The 22,352-nt window shown below is 67.0% G+C and carries 20 protein-coding genes; 6 read left to right on the top strand and 14 right to left on the bottom strand.

Annotation, left to right across the window (positions count from 1 at the left end; translation table 11 throughout):
* Positions 1-24: 24 nt before the first annotated feature.
* Positions 25-921, bottom strand: coding sequence for a phosphoserine phosphatase SerB (gene serB / locus E8M01_RS22080; RefSeq protein WP_170182019.1), 897 nt, complete (start codon positions 919-921; stop codon positions 25-27).
* Here serB and miaA point away from each other — a divergent pair.
* On the top strand, positions 913-1,860 hold the full coding sequence (gene miaA / locus E8M01_RS22075; protein WP_170182018.1) for a tRNA (adenosine(37)-N6)-dimethylallyltransferase MiaA: 948 nt from the start codon (positions 913-915) through the stop codon (positions 1,858-1,860). The two genes, serB and miaA, sit on opposite strands and share 9 nt — an antisense overlap.
* Here the strand turns inward: miaA and E8M01_RS22070 are convergent.
* The 6 genes from E8M01_RS22070 to E8M01_RS22045 all read right to left on the bottom strand — a co-directional run bounded on the left by E8M01_RS22070 (position 1,851) and on the right by E8M01_RS22045 (position 7,120).
* Positions 1,851-3,398, bottom strand: coding sequence for a sensor domain-containing diguanylate cyclase (locus E8M01_RS22070; RefSeq protein ID WP_136962124.1), 1,548 nt, complete (start codon positions 3,396-3,398; stop codon positions 1,851-1,853). The two genes, miaA and E8M01_RS22070, sit on opposite strands and share 10 nt — an antisense overlap.
* An 81-nt stretch (positions 3,399-3,479) precedes the next feature.
* Positions 3,480-4,019, bottom strand: coding sequence for a hypothetical protein (locus tag E8M01_RS22065; protein ID WP_136962123.1), 540 nt, complete (start codon positions 4,017-4,019; stop codon positions 3,480-3,482).
* Between the two features lie 19 nt (positions 4,020-4,038).
* Positions 4,039-4,839 (bottom strand): inositol monophosphatase family protein, encoded by an 801-nt coding sequence (locus E8M01_RS22060; protein WP_136962122.1) that lies wholly within the window; start codon positions 4,837-4,839, stop codon positions 4,039-4,041.
* Between the two features lie 72 nt (positions 4,840-4,911).
* Positions 4,912-5,442 (bottom strand): 2'-5' RNA ligase family protein, encoded by a 531-nt coding sequence (locus E8M01_RS22055; protein ID WP_170182017.1) that lies wholly within the window; start codon positions 5,440-5,442, stop codon positions 4,912-4,914.
* A gap of 35 nt (positions 5,443-5,477) precedes the next feature.
* Positions 5,478-6,452, bottom strand: coding sequence for a tetratricopeptide repeat protein (locus E8M01_RS22050; protein ID WP_136962120.1), 975 nt, complete (start codon positions 6,450-6,452; stop codon positions 5,478-5,480).
* Positions 6,449-7,120, bottom strand: a complete 672-nt coding sequence (locus tag E8M01_RS22045) for a thiamine phosphate synthase (protein ID WP_246088384.1) — start codon at positions 7,118-7,120, stop codon at positions 6,449-6,451. Before E8M01_RS22045 ends, E8M01_RS22050 begins: the two co-directional genes overlap by 4 nt.
* Positions 7,121-7,314: 194 nt before the next feature.
* Between E8M01_RS22045 and E8M01_RS22040 the strand changes: the two genes are divergently transcribed.
* The gene (locus tag E8M01_RS22040; RefSeq protein WP_136962119.1) at positions 7,315-9,231 is read left to right on the top strand and encodes a hypothetical protein; all 1,917 of its coding nucleotides are present in this window, start codon (positions 7,315-7,317) and stop codon (positions 9,229-9,231) included.
* A 92-nt stretch (positions 9,232-9,323) separates the two neighbouring features.
* Here the strand turns inward: E8M01_RS22040 and E8M01_RS22035 are convergent, their stop codons facing one another.
* From E8M01_RS22035 to E8M01_RS22005, 7 genes are all read right to left on the bottom strand, one after another.
* Entirely contained in the window at positions 9,324-10,523 is a 1,200-nt protein-coding gene (locus E8M01_RS22035) for an IS4 family transposase (protein ID WP_136958598.1), read from the bottom strand.
* A gap of 384 nt (positions 10,524-10,907) precedes the next feature.
* Entirely contained in the window at positions 10,908-11,975 is a 1,068-nt protein-coding gene (gene fba, locus E8M01_RS22030) for a class II fructose-bisphosphate aldolase (RefSeq protein WP_136962118.1), read from the bottom strand.
* A 57-nt stretch (positions 11,976-12,032) separates the two neighbouring features.
* Positions 12,033-13,226, bottom strand: a complete 1,194-nt coding sequence (locus E8M01_RS22025) for a phosphoglycerate kinase (RefSeq protein WP_136962117.1) — start codon at positions 13,224-13,226, stop codon at positions 12,033-12,035.
* Between the two features lie 52 nt (positions 13,227-13,278).
* Positions 13,279-14,289 (bottom strand): type I glyceraldehyde-3-phosphate dehydrogenase, encoded by a 1,011-nt coding sequence (gene gap, locus E8M01_RS22020; protein WP_136962116.1) that lies wholly within the window; start codon positions 14,287-14,289, stop codon positions 13,279-13,281.
* Positions 14,290-14,423: 134 nt separating this feature from the next.
* A complete protein-coding gene (gene tkt, locus E8M01_RS22015; RefSeq protein WP_136962115.1) occupies positions 14,424-16,421 on the bottom strand; it encodes a transketolase in 1,998 nt (665 codons plus the stop codon).
* Positions 16,422-16,603: 182 nt separating this feature from the next.
* Positions 16,604-17,590, bottom strand: a complete 987-nt coding sequence (locus E8M01_RS22010; RefSeq protein WP_136962114.1) for a Bug family tripartite tricarboxylate transporter substrate binding protein — start codon at positions 17,588-17,590, stop codon at positions 16,604-16,606.
* A gap of 89 nt (positions 17,591-17,679) precedes the next feature.
* Positions 17,680-18,558: a fumarylacetoacetate hydrolase family protein gene (locus E8M01_RS22005; RefSeq protein WP_246088383.1), complete on the bottom strand. Its 879-nt coding sequence runs from the start codon at positions 18,556-18,558 to the stop codon at positions 17,680-17,682.
* A gap of 286 nt (positions 18,559-18,844) precedes the next feature.
* Between E8M01_RS22005 and E8M01_RS22000 the strand changes: the two genes are divergently transcribed.
* The 4 genes from E8M01_RS22000 (at position 18,845) to rpsA (ending at position 22,241) form a co-directional block, all read left to right on the top strand.
* Positions 18,845-19,135 carry a DUF4164 family protein gene (locus tag E8M01_RS22000; protein ID WP_136962112.1) on the top strand — a complete coding sequence of 97 codons (291 nt, stop codon included), beginning with the start codon at positions 18,845-18,847 and terminating at the stop codon, positions 19,133-19,135.
* A 5-nt stretch (positions 19,136-19,140) separates the two neighbouring features.
* A complete protein-coding gene (locus E8M01_RS21995; RefSeq protein ID WP_136962111.1) occupies positions 19,141-19,515 on the top strand; it encodes a cell division protein ZapA in 375 nt (124 codons plus the stop codon).
* A gap of 355 nt (positions 19,516-19,870) precedes the next feature.
* Positions 19,871-20,149 carry a hypothetical protein gene (locus E8M01_RS21990; RefSeq protein ID WP_136962110.1) on the top strand — a complete coding sequence of 93 codons (279 nt, stop codon included), beginning with the start codon at positions 19,871-19,873 and terminating at the stop codon, positions 20,147-20,149.
* Positions 20,150-20,534: 385 nt separating this feature from the next.
* Positions 20,535-22,241, top strand: a complete 1,707-nt coding sequence (gene rpsA / locus E8M01_RS21985; RefSeq protein WP_136962109.1) for a 30S ribosomal protein S1 — start codon at positions 20,535-20,537, stop codon at positions 22,239-22,241.
* The last annotated feature ends 111 nt before the right edge of the window (positions 22,242-22,352 follow it).

Below are 22,352 nucleotides of genomic sequence, written 5' to 3'. Positions count from 1 at the left end.
TCGGGAGGATCGACGGAGGCGCGTCTAGGCGACGAAATCGCTGCCCCGATAACCCTGCGCATAAAGCAAGGCGGTGAGATCGCCGTGGTCGATACGGGCGGCGGCGGCCTCCGCCACTTTCGGCTTCGCCCTGAAGGCAACGCCAAGCCCCGCCTCGCCGATCATGGCGAGGTCGTTGGCGCCATCGCCGACCGCCATGGTCTGGGCCTTGGCGAGGCCGAACCGGTCGCGCAGCTCCACCAGGGCCGCAAGCTTGGCCTCGCGGCCGAGGATCGGCTCTTCGACCAGGCCGGCAAACTTGCCGTCCTCGACCCTGAGCAGATTGGAGCGATGCTCGTCGAAGCCGAGCATGACGTGGACCGGACCGGTGAACAGCGTGAATCCGCCGGAGACGAGCGCCGTATAGGCGCCGTTTGCCCGCATCGTGCGGACCAGCTGGCGGCCGCCGGGCGTCAGGGTGATGCGCTTGTCTATGACGTCGCCGACGACAGCGGCCGGCAGGCCTTTCAGCAAGGCGACACGCTCGCGCAGCGCCGGCTCGAAATCGATCTCGCCGCGCATGGCGCGCTCGGTGATCTCGGCGACATGGGCCTTCATGCCGACCATGTCGGCAAGCTCATCGATGCACTCCTGGCCGATCATGGTCGAATCCATATCAGCCAGGAACAGCCGTTTCCGGCGCGTCGCGGCGTCCTGCACGAAGACATCCACCGGCGCACCGGCAAGTGTCGCGCGGACCCAGTCCGCGACAGCCCGGTTGTCGATCGCGTCGGGCGATGCGAAAGGGATGTCGACGGCGATGCCGGCATCGAGCGTCACGGCAGGCCCGGCATCGGGCAAGACGGCCGCCGCGGCCTTGACGACAGCGGATGTCACGGCCGGGCGGGCCGGATTGGAAGCAAGGGTGACGACGTGAGCCAAGCCGCAGATCCTGCGCAACGGGGTAAAGCGAAGGCCGTCCTCATCGCAGGTCCGACCGCCAGCGGCAAGTCGGCGCTGGCGCTGGCGCTGGCCGAACGCTTCGGCGGCGTGGTGATCAATGCCGATTCCATGCAGGTCTATCGCGACCTCCAGGTCATCACGGCGCGCCCCGGCCCCGGCGACATGGCGGGAGTGCCGCACCGGCTCTACGGTACGGTCGATGGCGCGGTGAATTTCTCGGTCGCGCGGTGGCTTCAAGCCGCGCTTGCCGAAATCGCCGCAGCCGAAGCTGAAGGCCTGCTGCCGATCCTGATCGGCGGCACCGGCCTCTATTTCAAAGCGCTGACCCAGGGCATCTCGGATATTCCGCCCGTGCCGGACGAGGTTCGCCAGACGCTGCGCGCCGAAGCCGAAGGCCTGGCCGCCCCGGCATTGCACGCGCGGCTGGCGGCGCTCGATCCGGTCACCGCCGCCCGGCTCAGGCCGAACGACCCGCAACGGACCTTGCGGGCGCTGGAGGTGTTCATCGCGACCGGCCGGCCGCTGGCGCATTGGCAGGAGGACGGCCGCAGCGCTCCGGCCCTGCCCGTCGGGCAGTGCGTCGCGGCCTTCCTGACCGTCGAACGCAGCGTGCTGCGCCAGCGCATCGACGACCGCTTCGTCGCCATGATGACCACCGGCGCACTCGATGAAGTGGCCGCGCTCGCGTCCCGCCGGCTCGATCCGGCCTTGCCGGTCATGCGCGCCCATGGCGTGCCCGGCCTGATCGCCCATCTCGGCGGCGAGATGTCGCTCGCCGACGCGATTGCCAGGGGGCAGAAGGATACCCGCGCCTATGCCAAGCGGCAGGAGACCTGGTTTCGCCACCAGATGGCGGGCTTCGTGGCGCTGGCGCCGGACACCGCGCTCGCCGCCCTCACGACGGCGCTTCAGGACTGATCGGTGGGAGCCTTGCGCCGGGGCCTGGTGCCACGCCGGGCGCGCGGCTGGAACGGCACGACATCGGCCCCCGGTGCCAGTGCAACGTCGAGGTCCGCGCCGGCCGCGAGCCCCGACCAGTGGCCATCGTCGACCAGCACGACATTGCGGCCGGCGGCCTTGGCCCGGTAGAGCGCATGGTCGGCGCGCGACAGGAGCCGGTCGAGCGTTTCGCGGCCGTCCCAGGCGGCAATACCGAACGAGGCGGTGCAGCGGATGGTCCGGCCTTCGTGCGGGATTTCGGAGCGGGCAACCGCCGCCCGGACCCGCTCGGCGGCGGTCGCCGCCTCGTCGGTACCGGCATAGGGCAGCACCACCACGAATTCCTCGCCGCCGAGGCGGCCGACCAGGTCGACATCCTCGCGCAGGCCGTGGGCCAGGTTGAGCGCCACCTGTCTCAGCACGGCATCGCCGCCGGCATGGCCATAGGTGTCGTTGACCGCCTTGAAGTGATCGAGATCAACCAGGAAGACCGAGACCGCATGGGCATAACGCTCGGCCAGCGACAGCGCCTTCTGCAGGCCTTCGGTCAGCGCCCGCCGGTTCAGCGTGCCGGTCAGCGGGTCGATCGCGGCGAGCCGGTTGAGTTCGGTTTCCAGCGCCTGGCGCCGGGCGATCTCGGATTTCAGAGCCTGGTTGGCCGCGGCGAATTCCAGCTGCTTCAACTCGGCAGCGTCCTCCGCCTGCTTGCGCGCGGTGATATCGGCGAAATTGATCATGAAGCCATCGCCGAGCGGGGCGACGGCAGCCTCGAACCAGCCGTCGACGCCGTCATGGCGATAGGACACGACGAATTCGGCCGAAGCGCGCGTTTCGGCAACGACCACGCAGCGATCCCAGATGCCGGTCTCGATGACACCGGGAAAAGCTTCGAGCAACCGGCAGTCGATCAGGTCTTCCACCGGCCGGCCGAGGAATTGGGCCGCCCGCCGGTTGGCCGCGATCAGATCGCCGTCGATCGGCCCTCCATCCGGCCCGCGGCGCAGCCGGACCGCCAGGATGCCATCCAGCGAAGCGTCGAGAATGGCGCTCAGAAGATCGTCGCGGAACTCGCGCGCCTTGCTGAACACCACGATGACATCGGATCCGTCGCTGTCGCGGCAAGGCAGCAGCAGGCGTTCCCAGAGATGCACTTCGGAGGCAACGGCGCCGCGATGCAGCGTGAACAGCGCCTTCTTGTCCGCCAGCACCCGGGCATAGACCTCACGGAAGAACGAACCGGTCGCGCCCGCGACATCGCTGGTGCGCCGCCCGGTCATGTCGAGCCCGACGGCCGCCCGGATGGTCGCGCCTTGATGGACATAAACGTAATCGTCGTCGCCGAGCGGCACCAGGACGATCAGATCATCGGCGTCGGAGCCAAGCCCCTGCGGATCGAAGGGATCGAAAGGCGCATAACCATAACGCTCGTGCAGCGCCGTCCAGGCCGCCAGCAAACGCGGAATGGCGGGCGCGTGCGCCCGCTCCTCGATGCCGATCTCGTGGATCTCGCGATACATGGATTGCGCTGTTCCCTAACGTCACTTTGACCTGCTCGTTTTAAGGGCAGGTAAACAGACATCACAGAAGACAATTGGCGTTCAGGCCGGGACGCCGGCTTGCCGAAAGCTCGGCACGTCGAGCGGCCGGTCCTGCGCATCGGCGATGGCGACGAAGTCGCGCGTCAGGACCTCGCCGAGGATGTAGGCATCACGCACCACCATCTGCCGGCCGCGATCGGTGATGAACAGGGTGACGCCGGCGGCGACCTCGGCTTTCAGCAGGTCGGCCACGGCGCTCGCCTTCCACAGATGCGGACGCGCCGGATCGACAAACAGGAAAATCACCTTTTCGACCGGGTCGCGGTGGAAATAGGCGCCGCAGTCGAGCGGGTGCGGGATCTTGTTGCGGTCCGGGCTGTCGGTGACGCGGGCGGTGAGATAGGCGCAGGAATATGCCAGGCAGGCTCCGGGCCGTTCCGGCTTGCCGAAAATCGAACAGCCACCATTGGCGATGTGACGGCAGGGCCGGTAGGCCGGTTTGTCGAGCGCCAGGATTTCCGGCAACGTGCAGCAATAGGTGCAGGTGCGGCAGAAGGAAACGCGCTCGCCCGCCTGCTTGCGCCGTTTGGCCTGGCCCATCCCGACAGCCCTCCCGGTCTCAGCCGCCCTTCTGGCCTTCCTTCAGCGCGCCGATCAGGGCCTTCTGGATCGGTTCGTTGCCGGCGCAGATCGTGCCGTTGATCAGCATGTTGTCGAAACCGTCGCAATCGGTGACGAAGCCGCCGGCTTCGCGCACGATCACGATGCCCGCCGCGACGTCCCAGGGCGAGATGCCCCGCTCCCAGAAACCGTCGAAACGGCCGGAGGCGACATAGGCGAGATCGAGCGAACAGGCGCCCATGCCGCGGATGCCGCCAAAGCGCGACTGAACCACCTTCATCTCGTTGCGCGACTGGACGTGATCACCGCGGCCGATATGGGGAATGCCGCAACCGACCACGCAGTCTTCCGGCTTGCGGCGCGCCGAGACGCGCAGGCGGCGGTCGTTGAGGAAGGCGCCCGAGCCGCGCTCGGCGACATAGAGCTCGTCATTGGCCGGGTTGTAGACGACGCCGGCGACCAGCACGCCATTGCGCTCAAGCCCGATCGACACGGCGAAATGCGGAATGCCGTGGAGGAAATTGGTGGTGCCATCGAGCGGATCGACGATCCAGGTATGGGTCTGGTCGGCGCCCTCGACGCGGCCGCCTTCCTCACCGATGAAACCATAGCCGGGACGGGCCTTGAGCAGTTCGGCCTTGACCACCTCTTCGGCCTTGCGGTCGGCGGCGGAGACGAAATCGCCCGGACCTTTCAGCGACACCTGAAGGTTCTCGACCTCGCCGAAGTCGCGCTTGAGGCTGCGGCCCGCCTTCAAGGCGGCGCCGACCATGACATTGAGCAGGGCAGAGCGGAGCATGGGGTTCTTTCGGGTCAGTGTCGGGCGGTCATGCCCGCCCGCCGCCGGATGGTCAAGCCGCAGGCCATCAACCTACTGCAAATGAAGGTGTTCGACCACGGTCAGCGGCGGCAGGCAAACGCGGTCGGCGACGTCGAAGACAACCTCGAAGGGGTCTGCCAGGGGGCCGGTCAAGGCCAGGGCGTCGGCCTTGCAGGCAGGGCGAATGCGTGTTGCGAGCGTGCAGTGAGGCACCCAGGCGAGCGGCCGGTAATGCCTGTGGCAGCGTGCAGGGTCGATCGTCCGATGGATCGCGGCGTGGATCTCCGCCAGCGCCGAAGCATCCCTGGGTGCTGCCCAGACGATCGGCGAGGCGGCGTCGAAGACCTCGATCCGGTCGAACATGACCCGAATGGCCGGCTTGCCGGAAAATCCCGCGGCGAAGGCCCGACTGACCTCCTCGGGCGCGACATCCTGATAGAGCGCGAAGGTGAAATGCGGCGCGTAGTCCAGGGCCTGCATCGAGGAGCTCAGCTCGAACCGCGCGAATGCCCCCCACAGGGCGCGAATCCGCAGGCTGCTGGCATTGGTCGCCTTGATCGTGATGGCGTGCACCACGGACATTGTGCCTTCGGCCTCCGGATCATGCCGATCCTGGCTCAGCGCAGCCACGTCCTGGCGCCGCGCTCCGCCGCCTCGCGCTGGACCGGGTCGAGCTTGCCGACGAAATCGGTCAACCACGTGTCTTCGGCGCCGAGCAGCCGCGCCGTCGTGTGCCATTGGGCGGCCAGCTGCGGGTCGGCGGCGACGCCGCGGCCACTGGCCAGAAGCCGGGCGAAACGGTTCATGGCAAGCGGATTGCCGCGCAACGCGGCGCGGCGAAACATCCGGGCGGCGGCCGCCTCGTCCTTGGCCACGCCCTGGCCGTTGAACAGCATGATGCCGTAGTCGATCTCGGCCTCGATCAGGTCCTGTTGCGCCGCCTTGGCCATCAGCGCCGCCGAACGCGCCGGATCGGCCGGCACGCCATTGCCATCCTTCAGCAGCACGGCCAGCGCATATTGGGCATCGGCATTGCCGAGCTCGGCGGCGGTCTGGAACCAGCGGGCCGCAAGCGTCGCGTCGGGCGTGCCGCCCTGGCCGGAAAAAGCCAGCAGCCCGAGATTATAGCTGGCGGCGGGGTGGCCAAGCGCCGCCGCGCGCTCGAACAGCGCCTTGGCCGCCACCGGGTCGCGGGCCAGCCCCGCCCTGCCCTCGACATGCATCATGGCCAGCGCGAAGATGGCGTTGCGGTCGCCGCGGTCGGCGGCGAGCCGATACCAGCCAAGCGCGCGCTGGTCGCTTTGCGGTACGCCGAGGCCGTTGGCATGCAGTTCGGCAAGCAAGGTCATCGAGACCGGGTCGGGGCCCACCTCGACCCGTTGCGTCGCTTCACGGAAGGCGGTGAGGAACTGACCGCGCTGATAGGCTCCGAAGGCGGCATCGCCAGTCGTCGCCGCGGCGGGAGCGGCGGCGGCACCCGGGATTGCCGGCCGCGGCACCGGGGTCGGCGGCACCGCACGCTGCTGGGCTTCGACCGCCAGCGGTGCGGCAAGCGTCAGGCCGAGCGCCAGGATGGTGCGCCTGAGCGTCACGTCGCCTGGCCCTGGCGAAGCGCGGCGAGTGCCGCCGCCACCGCTTTCGTGGGGCCGTCGGGATGGGCCCAGACGGCATCGCCAAGGGCGACGAAATCGGCATTGACCTGCGCAAGCGCGCCCGCGCCGGCGATATCGGGCGAAAATCCGACCACCGGGATCTGAAACACCTCGGCCCACCAGCCGACCCGCTCGACCACCGCCGCGAAGGGGGGCAGCACGCCATTCTTCTCGGCATGACGCGAGACCATGGGCTCGCCGAACATGACGTAGTCGCAGCCCTTCTCGCCGGCGCTCATCGCATCGTCGCGGGATTTCAGCCCGGCAACGCCGACCATGCGGTCCGGTGCCAGCCGCTCGATCGCTTCGGTCACCCGCGCCTCGTCGAAAATCAGGTGCAGGCCGTCGGCCCCGCCGCGGGCGACAGTGTCGATGGCGCCCTCGACCATCAAGGCGCAGCCTTTGGCCTGGACCAGCCTGGCCAGCGTCTTGACCACGTTCACGCTGGCGCGGTCGTCAGGCGTGGCCAGCCTGGCGATCACGGCGGCAACCGGACCGCCGGCAAGCGCTGCCTCGAGCGCCGGCAGGAATGCCTCGGGCGCCGCGATCGGCGGCGTGACGAGGACGAGTTGGGTTTCGACGGCGGTAATCGGCGGGGGTTTGACCATGATCTGCCACCCTATGACCGAAAGCGGCGAAAAAGGGGAGAGGAGATTGCAAAAAGTGGCGCCCCCGACATCGTTTGGAAACAAGTCCGAGCCACGGTCACCGCCCTGCGCCGGGTCGGATGAGGGGTAAACCGAAGACGATGACGGCCGAGCATCACGTTACCATTGCCCGATCCAAGGTCAGGACAACCACCATGTTTCCATCCGTTGCGACATTGCGCCTTTCGGCCGCCATGCTCCTGGTTCTCACTGCCGCGGCCGCGGCCGGCCCGGCCGACGACCTGAAGGGCGCGACGGTATCGGCTCTGTCCGGGCTGCAGATTCCCGGCGCGGCGATCGGCGAAGCCCGCGACGAGGGCTCCAACCTGGTGCTGTCGAATCTGACCTTCGCGGCTGCCGGCGAACGTCCGGTCGGCGTCAAGATCACCCGCGCCACGATTTCCGGCGGCCCGGTGAACGGCGATGCGCTGACCGGCGCGCGGGTCCAGCTGGAGGGGATCGAAGGCACCGCCGCGGATGGCCAGGCCTATCGGCTGGCGACCGCCGAGATCACCGGCGCGCAAGGTTCCTTCGCAGCCCTGCTCGCCAGTTTCGCGACCCGCGAGCCGTTTTTCTCGGGCGCCAGCGAAAATGCGCTGACCAAATTCTCCGCCGATCGCATCAGCGTGCCGTCGATGACGGTGACGCGGCGCCGGCCCGCCCGCACCGAAGAGGCGACCTACAACACCCTGGCGATCAGCCGCTATGCCCAGGGCAAGATGGCCGAGCTGACCATTGCCAGCACGGTGATCTCGCCGGCCGAGGCCGGCCGCAAGGTCGAAAGCGGTGCCATGCGGTTCGTCGGTTTCGACCTGACCGCCGGCGTCCGTACCGGCGGCGGCGCCTTCAATGCGCTCGACAGCGGCACCATCGAGCAATTGCGCGGTACCGGCGCCAATGGCGCGCCGTTCTCGATCGAACGCATTGCCATCGGCCGGGTCACCATGCGGGCAGGCGAACGCTCGCTGGTCGCGCTGAGCCAGGCCTTCACGGAGGTCGACCCGACCGGTAGCGGCGACGACGCGGCGAGCCGCCGTTCACTCGGCGCCATGGCGGAGGTTTTCGCCCGGCTGGACTTCGAGCGGATCGAGATCACCAATTTTCGCGGCCAGGGCGAAGGCCGGCAAGCCTTCGAGATGCAACGCTTCGCCATTGCCGGCGTGACCCAGGGCAAGATCGCATCGATCGAGATGGGCGGCCTCGTCGCCCACGAGCGGCGTGGCCAGATCACGCGGATCGGCCGCTTCCTGGTCGAAAACATCGATGCCTCGGGCCTGGTTGCGCTGGGCAAGGACTATGGCGAGGGCCGCTTCACCCCCGGCGCGACGCCGCCGGCGAGCGCCTATCCGGACGTGCGCCGCATTCTGACCGAGGACATCACGGTCACCCAGGCCACGGGCCAGCCGCTCGGCTCGGTGCAGCGCGCCGAGATCGAGGCCGGTCCGCGCATTGGCCTGATGCCGACCCGCATCCGCGCGCGCATCACCGGATTTGATGCCCCGATCACCGATGCGCGCCAGAAGGTCCAGCTCGCGCCGCTCGGCATCGAGGACAAGATCACCCTCGCGGCCGAACTCGAGATCGAATATGTCGAAGCCGCGCGCGAATTGCGCATGCGCACGCTGAATGTCGACGTCAACGATGTCGGCGCCTTGAATCTCGCCCTCAACATCGGCGGCATCGATCGTGCCGCTGTCGAGGCCCTGCCGGCCAGCGCCACGCTGCTCGGCCTTGCCGCCAAGGCCGGCCGGCTGGTGCTGTCCTACAAGGAGTCCGGTGGCGTCGCCTCCTTCCTGACCCACACCGCCGAACAGGCGGGCGTCGAGGAAGAGGCCTTCACCGAGCAACTGAAGATGCAGCTGACCGCCATGGTCGGCCAGTTCGTGCCCGACAAGCTGCTGGCGAGCCAGATCACCACGGCGCTCGCCACCTTCCTCGACGATCCGAACTCGCTGGTGATCACCGCGACGCCCAAGGGCGACGTGCCGCTGGCAGCCCTTGCCATGGCGGCTCAGGGCTCGCCCCTGGCGCTCCTGCCGATGTTCAATGTGACGGTCGAGGCAAACAAGTAAGAGAGCGAATAGCGAGTGGCGAGGAGCGAATTGGGTGGCGTGGCCCGGCGTATAAGGCCGCGTAAACCCTCTCCGCAAGCGGGCTACTAGATTCACACATCTTTTGCCTGGGCGAGAGCGTCCCATCCCTGCTTGGCATCGTAGAAGGATAGCCAGCCCTGTAGCATGACCATCGGGCCAGGCTTGCCGTAATATCCGGTCCAGCCACCGAGCCTTGCGCAAACCCAGGCGGCAAAGGCGAGCGAGCCCTTGGGGTGTGGATTCTTCTGCCGCTGGGTCTTGCCCTCCAGCTTGGCCGAGAGCGCCTCGAGCAAGGGCTGATCTTCCGGCTGGAAGGCATCGGTGAGCGGCCTGAGCGGGGTCTGAGGCGATGCGCCGTCACGAGCATGGACGAGTTGCTGGACGCTGACCGCGGCCACCAGCGCTGCCATGACCAGCTTGAGACGGGGCACATCCTCGGCGATGCGCAGGCCTTCGATGTCGTAGCCCTGGGTCTTCAGGGTGCGGAACAACTGCTCGATGGCCCAACGACGCCGGTAGAGCTCGGCCACCGCCAGGGCTTCGGTGATGTCGCGGACCGCGCGCGAGATCAAGAGCCGCCAGTGAACCGCCGGCTCGCCCGCCGGTGGATCGACTTCGCGGATATCGACCAGCGTCATGCCGACGCTCGCCGGCAGGGCCTCAAGTCCTGGTGTGCCGGCCTTGGGACGTGCCAATTGCGCCGCCATGAAGCGGACCGCCAGTCGCGCCTGGCGCGCCTTGCGGCCGGGCTTGGCCGGCAGGTCCAGCAGGGTCCGGCCGGCCTCAGGCAAGGCATCCACGGTGGCAAACAGCCGACCGCCATCGCCGAGGCTGCGATCTTGGGCCGCCCTGACCAGAAGCTCGATGTCCTTCGGGCGTCGTGCAAAGGCCTCGAAGATATCGCCCTCGCGATCGGCGATCACCGTCACGCTACGAGCCAGCGCCCCGATCCTGGCCGCGTCTTCGCCCCCTTCCAGCCAGCGCCGGCTCTCTTTCGCCGCCAATGGGCGGGATTTCCGCTCCCCACGCAAGCCTTTGTCGCGGCTCATGAATTGAGCATGCGCCAACCCCAGGATGGCGCCGTCCTCGGCATCCACCGCGATCATCGCATGCAACATAAGCCCACCGCCGCCGCTCGACTTGATGCTGGTGGTGTCCTGGATCGCCAGCACCGGCCGGCCGATACACCGTTCCGCCGTGCGCTCTTGCGCCGTCGCCGCCATCTCTTCGACCGTCACCGCCGGATTGCGCAGCAAACGGGTCAGGCGCATCTCGCCTCGCCGGTTGCCGCCCAGCGGCCGAATCCGAATGCCACGACCACCCCACTCGACCAGCCGGCGGTGCAAAAAGACCCCCCTTTTTCCAGCCGGCGGTCGCCAAACCGCCCCAGCCCATGCTCCTGCATCTGCTTCCTCCCGCTAGCTGCGGATCAAGGAATCAGAGCCGCATCCTCCTCGCAACCCACGATGTGTGAATGTCGTAGCCGCAAGCGGGAGAGGGTTCGCGCGCGTTGCGGGCGCGCCCTTTTCCTAAGTTCGCCACTCGCCCATAGGCGATCACATTCCCCTTGTCGCCCAGGCCCATGAAAAAGGGAGCGCCCGATCGCCCCGGGCGCCCCCTTCCCTATTCGCCATTCGCTATTTCGCCATTCGCCCTCAGGCGATCTTGGGATCCAGCTCGCCCTTGGCATAACGCTTGGCCATGTCAGCCGGCGTAATCACCTTCTTGATCTTCGAGGCCTGGCCGGCGGTGTTGAACTCTTCCAGCCGCTGGCGGCAGAGCTTGGTCATCGCTTCCATGGCGGGCTTGAGATATTTGCGCGGATCGAATTCGCTCGGGTTCTCGGCGAGAACCTTGCGGATCTGGCCGGTCATGGCCATCCGGTTGTCGGTATCGATATTGATCTTGCGCACGCCGTGGCGAATGCCGCGCTGGATCTCCTCCACCGGCACGCCCCAGGTCGGCTTCATCTGGCCGCCGAAGGTGTTGATGATGTCCTGCAGGTCCTGCGGCACCGAGGAGGAGCCGTGCATGACCAGGTGGGTGTTCGGCAGCTTGCGGTGGATCTCCTCGATCACATGCATGGCCAGAACCTTGCCGTCGGGCTTGCGCGAGAACTTGTAGGCGCCATGCGAGGTGCCCATGGCGATCGCCAGCGCGTCGACCTTGGTCTCACGCACGAACTTCACGGCCTCGTCGGGATTGGTCAGCAACTGGTCGTGGCTGAGCTTGCCCTCGGCGCCGTGGCCGTCTTCCTTCTCGCCTTCGCCGGTTTCCAGCGAACCGAGCACGCCGAGCTCACCCTCGACCGAGATGCCGCCGAGGTGGGACATGTCGGTGACCTGCTTGGTGACGCCGACATTGTAGTCCCAGTCGCCCGGAGTCTTGCCGTCGGCCTTCAGCGAGCCGTCCATCATGACCGAGGTGAAGCCGGCCTGGATCGCGGTCATGCAGGTCGCCGGCTCATTGCCGTGATCGAGATGCACGCAGACCGGAATATGCGGGTAGATCTCGGTGACCGCGTCCATCATGTGCTTCAGCATGATGTCGTTGGCATAAGAACGCGCGCCGCGCGAGGCCTGGATGATGACCGGCGCGTCGACGGCATTGGCCGCCTCCATGATCGCCAGCGCCTGCTCCATATTGTTGATGTTGAAGGCCGGCACGCCATAGTCGTGCTCGGCGGCGTGATCGAGAAGCTGGCGAAGCGTGATACGGGCCATGGTTTTCCTCCGTCAGAATGGATGACGCCCGGCCATGACCGGGCGTCGGGATATTGATCAGATCCGAAGCACCTCGACGCCCGGCAGCGGTTTGCCTTCGAGCCATTCGAGGAAGGCGCCGCCGGCGGTCGAGACATAGGTGAAGCGATCGGCGGCCCGGGCCTGGTTGAGCGCCGCCACCGTATCGCCGCCGCCGGCAACCGACAGGAGCTTGCCCTTGGCAGTGCGCTCGGCGGCATGGCGGGCGGCGGCCACCGTCCCCTTGTCGAAGGGCGGGATTTCGAAAGCGCCGAGCGGGCCGTTCCAGACCAGCGTCGCGGCGTCGTCGATGGCGCCCTGGATGCGCTCGATCGATTGCGGACCGACATCCAGGATCATCGCGTCATGCGGGATGGCGTCGAGACCATAAGCAAATGCCGGCGCATTGGCCTGGAAATGGTAAGCGATGGTGGCATCAACCGGCAGGATGATGGCGCATTTCGACTGCTCGGCCTTGGCCAGGATGCGCAGCGCGGTGGGCGCCAGATCCTTCTCCGCCAGCGACTTGCCGATCTTCACCCCCTGGGCATGCAGGAAGGTGTTGGCCATGCCGCCGCCGATGACCAGCGCATCGACCTTGGTGACCAGGTTTTCCAGGAGATCGATCTTGGAGGAGACCTTGGCGCCGCCGACCACCGCGACCAGCGGCCGCTTGGGCTTGTCGAGCGCCTTGGTCAGCGCTTCCAGCTCGGCCTGCATGGTGAGGCCGGCAAAAGCCGGCAGGACATGGCCGAGGCCCTCGGTCGAGGCATGGGCCCGGTGCGCCGCCGAAAAGGCGTCGGCCACCCAGATATCGCCGTTCTCGGCGAGAGCCCGGACGAAATCCGGATCGTTCTTTTCCTCGCCCTTGTGGAAGCGGGTGTTCTCGAGCACCAGGATATCGCCCGGCTTGATCGCCTCGACCGCACGCCTGGCGACCTCGCCGATGCAGTCCTCCGCAAAGGCCACGGGGCGCCGCAGCACATGGGCCAGCGCCGGCACGACCGGCTTCAGCGACTGGGTCGGATCGACACCCTTGGGCCGGCCGAAATGGGCAAGGATGATCACCTTGGCACCGCGGGCGGCGAGCGTGGCCAGCGTCGGCACGATACGCTCCAGCCGGGTCACGTCAGTGACCTTGCCGTTCTCCATGGGAACGTTCAGGTCGACGCGGACGAGGACGCGCTTGCCGTTGACGTCGGCGCCGTCGAGGGTGCGGAAGGAGCTCATGATACAGATCCCGGAAAGAGAGGGGCCGCCCGTGGTCCGGACGGCCCGAGCGTGATCAGATCAGCTTGGCGATGGCAACCGCCGTGTCGCTCATGCGGTTCGAGAAACCCCACTCATTGTCGTACCAGGTGAGGATACGCACGAACTTCTCGTCGAGGACCTTGGTCTGGTCGAGCGCAAAGATCGACGAATGCGGGTCGTGGTTCATGTCGATCGACACATTCGGCTGATCGGTGACGCCGAGGATGCCCTTGAGCGGGCCCCGCTTGGCGGCCTTCAGGATAGCCTCGTTGACCTTCTCGACGGTGGTCTTGCGCTTGGCCATGAACTTGAAGTCGACGACCGAGACATTGGGCGTCGGCACGCGGATCGAGGTGCCGTCGAGACGGCCCTTCAGCTCCGGAATGACCAGGCCGATGGCCTTGGCCGCGCCGGTCGAGGTCGGGATCATCGACAGGCCGGCGGCGCGGGCGCGATAGAGATCCTTATGCATGGTGTCGAGCGTCGGCTGGTCGCCGGTATAGGCATGGATCGTGGTCATGAAGCCCTTGTCGATGCCAACCGCCTTGTGCAGCACCGCAACCACCGGGGCCAGGCAGTTGGTGGTGCAGGAGGCGTTCGACACGACCAGATGATCCTTGGTCAGCTTGTCGTCATTGACGCCGAACACCACGGTCAGGTCGGCACCGTCGCAGGGCGCCGAGACCAGCACGCGCTTGGCGCCGGCTTTCAGGTGCGCGGCCGCCTTGTCGCGGGTGGTGAAGATGCCGGTGCATTCCATCGCGACATCGACGTTCAGCGCCTTGTGCGGCAGCTCGGCCGGATCCTTGATCGCCGTCACCTTGATGCGCTTGCCGGCGACGACGATGTGGTCGCCATCGACCTTCACCTCGGCCGGGAAACGGCCATGGACCGAATCGAAACGCAGCAGATGCGCATTGGTCTCCACCGGGCCGAGATCGTTGATACCGACGACCTCGATATCCCTGCGCTTACCTTCGACGATGGCGCGCAGGACGTTGCGGCCGATGCGGCCGAAGCCATTGATGAAGACGCGAACGGTCATGGGATCATTCTCCTTGGCATCTGGCAGGTCGAGCTTGGGCCCGCCTCATTTCCTCAATCCGCATCGGGAACTGGCGCCCGATTGTGACATCCCGAGGGCCTGAAGGTCCTCGGGGGTGATTTTGCCGCCGGGCGTCAGCCGACCCGTGCGAGCGCCGCCGCGGCCACGGCCTCGGCGGTAATGCCGAAATGCTTGTAGAGGTCCTTGTAGGGGGCGGAGGCGCCGAAGCCGGCCATGCCGACGAAGACGCCATCCGAACCGATCAGGGCGTCCCAGCCCCAGCGGACCGCAGCCTCGACCGCAACCTTGACCGGGGCGTCGCCGACCACTTTGGCCCTGGCATCGGCGGGCAGGCCGAGGAACAGGTCGAGCGAAGGCACCGAGACGACGCGGGCGCGCACGCCCTTGTCGGTCAGCAGCTTGCGGGCGCCGACCGCGATCTCGACCTCCGAGCCGGTCGCGAAGATCGTCACCTGGGCCTTGCCGCCTTCGGCCGCGGCCAGTTCATAAGCGCCCTCGGCGCTCCGATTGGCCTTCACCTCGGTGCGCAGCTGCGGCAGGTTCTGGCGGGTCAGCGCCAGCACGCTCGGACCATCGGCGCGGTTCAGCGCCAGCTCCCAGCATTCGGCGACTTCCACCGCATCGGCCGGCCGGAACACACGCATGTTCGGAATGGCGCGCAGCGCCGCCAGGTGTTCGACCGGCTGGTGGGTCGGGCCATCTTCGCCAAGCCCGATCGAATCATGGGTCATGACATAGACGACACTGGTGCCCATCAGGGCGGCCAGCCGCATGGCAGGCCGGGCGTAGTCGGTGAACACGAGGAAGGTCGCGCCGTTCGGGGCGAAGCCGCCATGCAGCGCGATGCCGTTCATGGCGGCGGCCATGCCGTGCTCGCGAATGCCGTAATGGATGTAGCGGCCTTTCGGGTTCTTCGCCGAAAAGGCGGCGACCGACTTGGCCTTGGTGTTGTTCGAGCCGGTGAGATCGGCGGAACCGGCGAGGAATTCCGGCATGGCCGGCGCGATCGCCTCGATGGCGAGTTCCGACGACTTGCGGGTGGCAATGTTCTGCGGCGTGGCGATCAGCGCCTTCTTATGCGCCGCAAGGGCCTTGGCGAGCTTGGCCGGACGCTCGCCCCTCAGGCGGCGCTCCAGTTCAGCCCGCTTCTTCGGCGACAGCGCGGCGATCCGGCTTTCCCATTCCTTGCGGGCGGCAACGCCGCGGCCGCCAGCCTCGCGCCAGGCCTTCAGCACCTCGGCCGGCACGCTGAACGGTTCCGGCGCAATGCCGAGCTTTTCCTTGGCGGCCTTCAGTTCCTCGGCGCCGAGCGGTTCGCCATGGGCCTTGGAGGTTCCGGCCTTTTTCGGCGCGCCGTAGCCGATGACGGTCTTGCAGGCGATCAGCGACGGCTTGCCCGACTTCTTCGCCCGCTCGATCGCCGCGGCGATCGCATCGGTGTCGTGGCCATTGATGCGCTCGGCACGCCAGCCGGCGGCCTGGAAACGCTTCACCTGGTCGACCGAGTCGGCGAGCGACAGCGGCCCGTCAATGGAAATGTCGTTGTCGTCGAACAGCACGATCAACTTGTTCAGCTTCCAGTGCCCGGCCATGGCAATGGCTTCTTGCGACACACCTTCCATCAGGTCGCCGTCGGAGGCGATGACATAGGTGTGGTGGTCGACCGCCTTTTTGCCGAACTCGGCCGCCAGCATCTTCTCGGCGAGCGCCATGCCGACGGCGGTGGCAATGCCCTGGCCGAGCGGACCGGTGGTGGTCTCGATGCCCGTGGTGATGAAGTTTTCCGGATGGCCCGGGGTCTTCGAGCCGATCTGGCGGAACCGCTTGATCTCGTCGATCGTCATGCCCGGCGCGCCGGTCAGATAGAGCAGCGCATAGATCAGCATCGATCCGTGGCCGGCGGAGAGCACGAAGCGGTCGCGATCGGGCCAGGTCGGGTTGGCTGCGTCGAATTTCAGAAACTTGGTGAACAGCACGGCCGCGATGTCGGCGGTGCCCATCGGCATGCCGGGATGGCCTGACTTGGCCTGCTCGACGGCATCCATGGCCAGCGAGCGGATCGCATTGGCCATTTGCCCGAGTTTTTCACGCGGCTGAGTGACAGACAGCATTGATCACGGCTCCCTTGCGCGCGCCAGCCGAATTTTGACCCTGATGACGCGCGACCGATTGAAAAAGCCCCGAAAGCCGGAGATTTCGGGGTCGATAGGCCGCGTGTCCTACCAGCGGTGGACTTTGAGTCAATGGCCTCGAACGGCTAACGGCCAACCGTTTTGTCGTGGCTCGCCCCCGGTCAGCCGCCTTCGACCCGGCCGATCTTCCTCACGGCGGTGATCAGGCGCGCCGAATCGGCGGCAACGAAGCGGGCGAATTCCGGCGCGTCCTGATAGGCCGGTGGACTGCCGGCATTGTCGAAGACGCGGCGGACGGCGGGGTCGGCCATGGTGGTGCGCATCGCCTCGCGCAGCCGGGTGACGATCGCGGCCGGCAGCCCGGCCGGTCCGAACAGGCCGGCCCAGATGTAGAATTCGACGTCGTTATAGCCGAGCTGCTTGAAGGTCGGCGTGTCCGGGAAGCTTGCCACCCGCTCGGCGCCAAAATTGGCGAGCACGCGGACCGTGCCGGCCTCGACCTGCGGTTTCAGCACGCCGGGCGCCGAGGCCAGCGCCATGATATTGCCGGTGATCAGGTCGGTCAGCGCCGGCCCGGCGCCGCGATAGGGAATGTGGTTCATCCGGATGCCGGCATTGGTGGCGAACATCTCCATGGAGACGTGCAGCGTGCCGTAAGGCCCGGACGACCCATAAGGGATGATGCCGGGCCGCGCCTTGGCGTCGGCGACGAGGTCGGCGACGCTCTGCCACGGCGCCTTGGCGTGAACCGCCAGAACCGTCGGATCGGCCAGGACGCGAGCGATCGGCACGAGCTGGTCGACCTCATATTGGACCGGGCGGCCCATCAGCCGGTCGGCCTCGGGCAGGACCGCGAGCGAGGACAAGGTCATCAGCAGGGTGTGGCCATCAGGCGTGGCGCGGGCCACCGCGGTATTGCCGATGCTGCCGCCGGCGCCTCCCCGGTTGTCGACGACGACAGGGCGGCCGAGAATCTTTTCCAGCGACTGCGCCACCGGCCGGGCGGCGAGATCGGCCTGCCCGCCGGGCGGAAATGGCACGACCAGCCGGATCGCCTGGGACGGCCAGGCGTCCTGGGCGCCTGCCGGCGCGACCGCACCGAGGAGCGAAATGCCGGCTGCGCCGGTGATGAAGCCGCGACGATCCATAGGTCCCCCACCCTGTTCGCTGTTGCCAATCGCTTCGGGCGAAGCCGCGATTCGCTTGGCCCGAGCCTGCCGTGCCGCCGCCGGCCGCCTCAGGCGACCGGGTTCTCGAGGCGTCCGACGCCGGAGATCTCAATGGCGACGACATCGCCCGCAGCCAGATATTTCGGCGGCGTGAAGCCGATGCCGACGCCAACCGGCGTGCCGGTCGCAATGACGTCGCCGGGCTCCAGCGCGATGACCGAAGAGATCGTCTCGATCAATGTCGGAATGTCGAAGATCAGGTCCGAGACCACGGCGTCCTGGCGCAATTCGCCATTGACCCAGGTCTTCAGCGTCAGCTTGGTCGGATCGGCAGCCTCGTCGGCGGTCAGGATCGCCGGGCCCATCGGGCAGAAGGTGTCGATGCCCTTGCCGATCAGCCACTGGCGATGCTTCTGCTGCAGCGTGCGCGCGGTGACGTCGTTGATGACGGTGTAACCGAACACATGATCGAGCGCGTCGGCCTTGGCGATGCCGCGTCCACCGGTGCCGATCACCACGCCGAGCTCGCCTTCGTAATCGACCGAATGGGTCGGATCGAGCCAGCCGAGAATCGCCTCGCCGGTGGCGATCACCGCGCTCGGCGGCTTGGAAAAGACCACCGGGGCCTCGGGCACGATCTCCGCGGCGGTCGAATCAAACCCGCTCCGGGCGAACTCCTTGGCATGCTCGTGATAGTTCTTGCCGACGCAGAAGATATTGCGCCGAGGCCTGGGGATCGGCGCCAGGAGCTTGACCGAATCGACCGGCACGGCGGCCTCGAGAAGGCTGTCGATCCGCGCCCTCAACCCGGCCCAGTCGGCGATCGCCGCCAGCATCGAAGTTGCGGCAGCGCCTGCCGATGATGTCAGCGGCCGCACCGTGCCGCCGTCCGGGCTCAGCACCGCGACCCGCTGCTCGCCTTTGATTTCGATCGTCGCAAGCCGCACCGGCACTCTCCTCAATCGTTTGCAACTGATTCCACCGGGGTTATAGCACCACGGCGCGCCGCGGCGAGCCGTTGCAGGGCTGCCATTCCTGCCGGCATGGCGTGTCCAGCCCCCGGGCCACGAAATGACAAGGCCATGAAACCGAAATGACAAAGGATGGGGCCGACTTGGAGCTGTCGGAGTCATCGGCCGTTGACGCTGTTTGACGCCCTCGCGTAGGGTCGAGCCACGTTCCCGGGGCGCCGGCACGGTCGCCCATCATGCTCAATTCACGGCAGGTTCGCGTTTGTCATCCACGGCCGACCCTTCGCGCCTCGAGACGGCGGCCTACCGCCTGAAGTCAGCGCTCGCCGCGCTGGAGACGGCGGTTGCCCGGCGAATCGAGGGCGACCTCAGCCACGGCGCGCTCAATCTGCAGCTTGACGCGGCGCAGAGCGACCGCGCCCGACTCGCCGAGGAACTCGACCATTCGGCCGAGCGGATCGCGGCGCTCGAGGCCGCCAATCGCGACGTGGCCGGCCGCCTCGACCAGACCATGGACGCGATCCGCAGCGTCCTCGCGACGCACGGGGCCTGATCGCCATGGCCCATGTCAATGTGACCATCAATGGCCGGCAGTTCCGCATGGCCTGCGACGACGGCCAGGAAGAACACCTGATGAGGCTCGCCGCCGACGTCGACGGCAAGGTCGACCAGTTGAAGGGGGCCTTCGGCGAGATCGGCGACACCCGGCTGACCGTCATGGCGGCGATCATGGTCGCCGACGAAATGGCCGACATGCGGCGCCGCCTGCGCGCGGCCGAGACCGAACTTGCCGAGCTGCGCGATGCGCGGAACTTGATGCAGGAACGCGCCGAGGCGCGCGACGCCTCGGTGGCGAACGCGCTGGACGAAGCGTCGGCGACGATCGAGCGCATCGTCGGCCAGTTGAATGCGCCGCCACGCACCCCGGGTTGAGGCATGCCTGCCGGCGCCGTAGCGGAGCTCGGGTGAGCGTCCCGGCCGTCGCCGGCCAGGCCGATTCGCGCCGCATGGCGGCCGACTTGAAACGTTTCCGCGAGACGCGCCGATGACGCTGGGCGCGCGAGGCACTCCGCCTTGGCGTCAACCAATCCTTTACCATCCGCCACCACCGGGAGCGGAGAAAATCGGCCGTCGGGCAGCGCTCGCCTTGTGTCATGTTGCCTGCAAGCGGCGGGCGTATTAGAGCCAAGCCAAGGGCAATGGCGATCGTCACTTCCACGGCTTCTGCCGGGACGTGCGGATTGGCGAGGGCCGGCCCGGTCGACCTCGCCTTGGAGACGGCAAGACCATGATGCAGAGCCACGCCGGACCCGTCGAGCTCGACCTGATGGACGCCCCGCCGGCCCAGGCGCGGCGGCCATGGGGGGTGATCCTGGCCAAACCCGATCAGGGCAGCGGCGCTGAAGCCAGGCTCGAGGCGCGCGTCACCATGTATCCCGACCGCTCGCGTTTCTTCGTCGCCTATCCGAACGGCCGGGAAGACATCCTCTCGCCGGTCCAGTTCGTCGCGCTGGTGCTCGAGCTGAAGCGCTCCGGTCGCTTCCTGTTCGACCGCAAGCAGCGGTAACAGCCTGCGGGCCGCCGCTTGCGGCCGGTTTCGCTTGTCCCCATATGCATTTTCCTGTATTGCCGCGCTCATCTGCGGGTCGACCCATGGTCGGAACCGCCGGTGCGTCGGACGGTTCGCCGTTCCGGAGCTGGGTCCACGACCCCGCTTGCTCAGCGTCCACGCCGTGGCCCCCGACGGGCCGCCGCCTTTGGACGGGGCCCGTTCCGGCGCCGGTCACGGCCCGTGAGCCACATCAGACATCACCGTCATCCGCGCGGGTTGCGCCCATTGAGCCGTTTTCGGCCAGTGTCGGACGCGATTTCAGCCCCTCGTCCGGCCCGCGTGGAACCGACGGCCTTTCAACACAACCCGGCGCAACAACGGGCTCGAGGGACAGACACGTATGGCAACCGCCAGCAGCATGAACCCTACCCGGGACGATTTCGCCGCGCTCCTCACCGAGAGCTTCGGCAAGACCGAAATGAACGAAGGTTCCGTGATCAAGGGAACCGTCGTCGGGATCGAGAAAGATCTCGCGATCATCGACGTTGGCCTGAAGACCGAAGGCCGTGTCGCACTGAAGGAATTCACCGGCCCCGGCCGTGAAGGCGAGATCAAGATCGGCGACGTCGTCGAGGTCTATCTCGAGCGCGTCGAGAATGCGCTCGGCGAGGCCGTCATCTCGCGCGACAAAGCCCGTCGCGAAGAGAGCTGGGTGAAGCTCGAGAAGGCCTTCACGGCCAACGAGAAGGTCACCGGCACCATCTTCAACACGGTCAAGGGCGGCTATACCGTCGATCTCGACGGCGCCGTGGCCTTCCTGCCGCGCAGCCAGGTCGATATTCGCCCGATCCGCGACGTCGGTCCGCTGATGAACTCGCCGCAGCCGTTCCAGATCCTCAAGATGGATCGCCGCCGCGGCAATATCGTGGTGTCGCGCCGGACGGTTCTCGAAGAGACCCGCGCCGAGCAGCGTCACGAGCTGGTGCAGAACCTCGAAGAGGGCCAGATCATCGACGGCGTGGTCAAGAACATCACCGATTACGGTGCGTTCGTCGATCTCGGCGGCATTGACGGCCTGCTGCATGTCACCGACATCGCCTGGCGTCGCGTCAACCACCCGTCCGAGGTCCTCACGATCGGCCAGACCGTCAAGGTCAAGATCGTCAAGATCAACCACGAGACGCATCGCATCTCGCTCGGCATGAAGCAGCTGCTCGACGATCCGTGGCAGGGCATCGAGGCCAAGTACCCGATCAACGCCAAGTTCAAGGGCCGGGTCACCAACATCACCGACTACGGCGCCTTCGTGGAGCTGGAGCCGGGCATCGAAGGCCTCATCCACGTTTCCGAGATGAGCTGGACCAAGAAGAACGTTCATCCGGGCAAGATCGTTTCCACCTCGCAGGAAGTGGAAGTGTCGATCCTGGAGGTCGATTCCTCCAAGCGCCGCATCTCGCTCGGCCTCAAGCAGACCCTGCAGAATCCTTGGGAGGCCTTCGTCGAGAAGTTCCCGATCGGTTCGGTGGTGGAAGGCGAGGTCAAGAACAAGACCGAGTTCGGTCTGTTCCTGGGTCTCGAGGGCGACGTGGACGGCATGGTCCACCTGTCCGATCTCGACTGGAACCGTCCGGGCGAGCAGGTCATCGAGGAGTTCAAGAAGGGCGACATCATCCGCGCCCAGGTCCTCGACGTCGACGTGGAGAAGGAGCGCATCTCGCTCGGCCTGAAGCAGGTCGGCGGCGATCCGTTCGCTGATGCCGGCGAACTGCGCAAGGGCCAGATCGTCACCTGCGAAGTGATCGACGTGAAGGAAGGCGGCATCGACGTGAAGCTGACCGGTACCGATCTCACGACCTTCGTGAAGCGGTCCGAGCTGGCCCGCGACCGTGCCGACCAGCGGCCCGAGCGTTTCGCCGCAGGCGAGAAGGTCGACGCCCGCGTCATCATGTTCGATCGCAAGGCCCGCAAGGTCCAGGTGTCGATCAAGGCGCTGGAAGTGGCCGAGGAAAAGGAAGCCATGGCCACCTACGGCTCGGCCGACTCGGGTGCTTCGCTCGGCGACATCCTGGGTGCTGCCCTCAAGGCGCGCACCGAACCCAAGAAGTAAGCCGATCGGGCCCTCCGGCCCGACCGCACTCTTCAGCCCCGCGCGGAGCGATCCGCGCGGGGTTTTCTTTAGGCCCCGGACACCGCCGATCGGCCTGCTGGCGAAGCCGCG

The sequence above is a fragment of the Phreatobacter stygius genome (assembly GCF_005144885.1).
Taxonomy (GTDB): domain Bacteria; phylum Pseudomonadota; class Alphaproteobacteria; order Rhizobiales; family Phreatobacteraceae; genus Phreatobacter; species Phreatobacter stygius.
This window is presented reverse-complemented; position numbering and strand designations above follow the sequence as displayed.

Excerpts from the sequence above, each read along its gene's own strand:
- E8M01_RS22070 (WP_136962124.1), bottom strand. The coding sequence starts at position 3,398 with ATGTATCGCGAGATCCACGAGATCGGCATCGAGGAGCGGGCGCACGCG.
- E8M01_RS22065 (WP_136962123.1), bottom strand. The coding sequence starts at position 4,019 with ATGGGCCAGGCCAAACGGCGCAAGCAGGCGGGCGAGCGCGTTTCCTTC.
- E8M01_RS22060 (WP_136962122.1), bottom strand. The coding sequence starts at position 4,839 with ATGCTCCGCTCTGCCCTGCTCAATGTCATGGTCGGCGCCGCCTTGAAG.
- E8M01_RS22055 (WP_170182017.1), bottom strand. The coding sequence starts at position 5,442 with ATGTCCGTGGTGCACGCCATCACGATCAAGGCGACCAATGCCAGCAGC.
- E8M01_RS22045 (WP_246088384.1), bottom strand. The coding sequence starts at position 7,120 with ATGGTCAAACCCCCGCCGATTACCGCCGTCGAAACCCAACTCGTCCTC.
- E8M01_RS22040 (WP_136962119.1), top strand. The coding sequence starts at position 7,315 with ATGTTTCCATCCGTTGCGACATTGCGCCTTTCGGCCGCCATGCTCCTG.
- E8M01_RS22035 (WP_136958598.1), bottom strand. The coding sequence starts at position 10,523 with ATGCGCCTGACCCGTTTGCTGCGCAATCCGGCGGTGACGGTCGAAGAG.
- fba (WP_136962118.1), bottom strand. The coding sequence starts at position 11,975 with ATGGCCCGTATCACGCTTCGCCAGCTTCTCGATCACGCCGCCGAGCAC.
- gap (WP_136962116.1), bottom strand. The coding sequence starts at position 14,289 with ATGACCGTTCGCGTCTTCATCAATGGCTTCGGCCGCATCGGCCGCAAC.
- tkt (WP_136962115.1), bottom strand. The coding sequence starts at position 16,421 with ATGCTGTCTGTCACTCAGCCGCGTGAAAAACTCGGGCAAATGGCCAAT.
- E8M01_RS22010 (WP_136962114.1), bottom strand. The coding sequence starts at position 17,590 with ATGGATCGTCGCGGCTTCATCACCGGCGCAGCCGGCATTTCGCTCCTC.
- E8M01_RS21995 (WP_136962111.1), top strand. The coding sequence starts at position 19,141 with ATGGCCCATGTCAATGTGACCATCAATGGCCGGCAGTTCCGCATGGCC.
- E8M01_RS21990 (WP_136962110.1), top strand. The coding sequence starts at position 19,871 with ATGATGCAGAGCCACGCCGGACCCGTCGAGCTCGACCTGATGGACGCC.
- rpsA (WP_136962109.1), top strand. The coding sequence starts at position 20,535 with ATGGCAACCGCCAGCAGCATGAACCCTACCCGGGACGATTTCGCCGCG.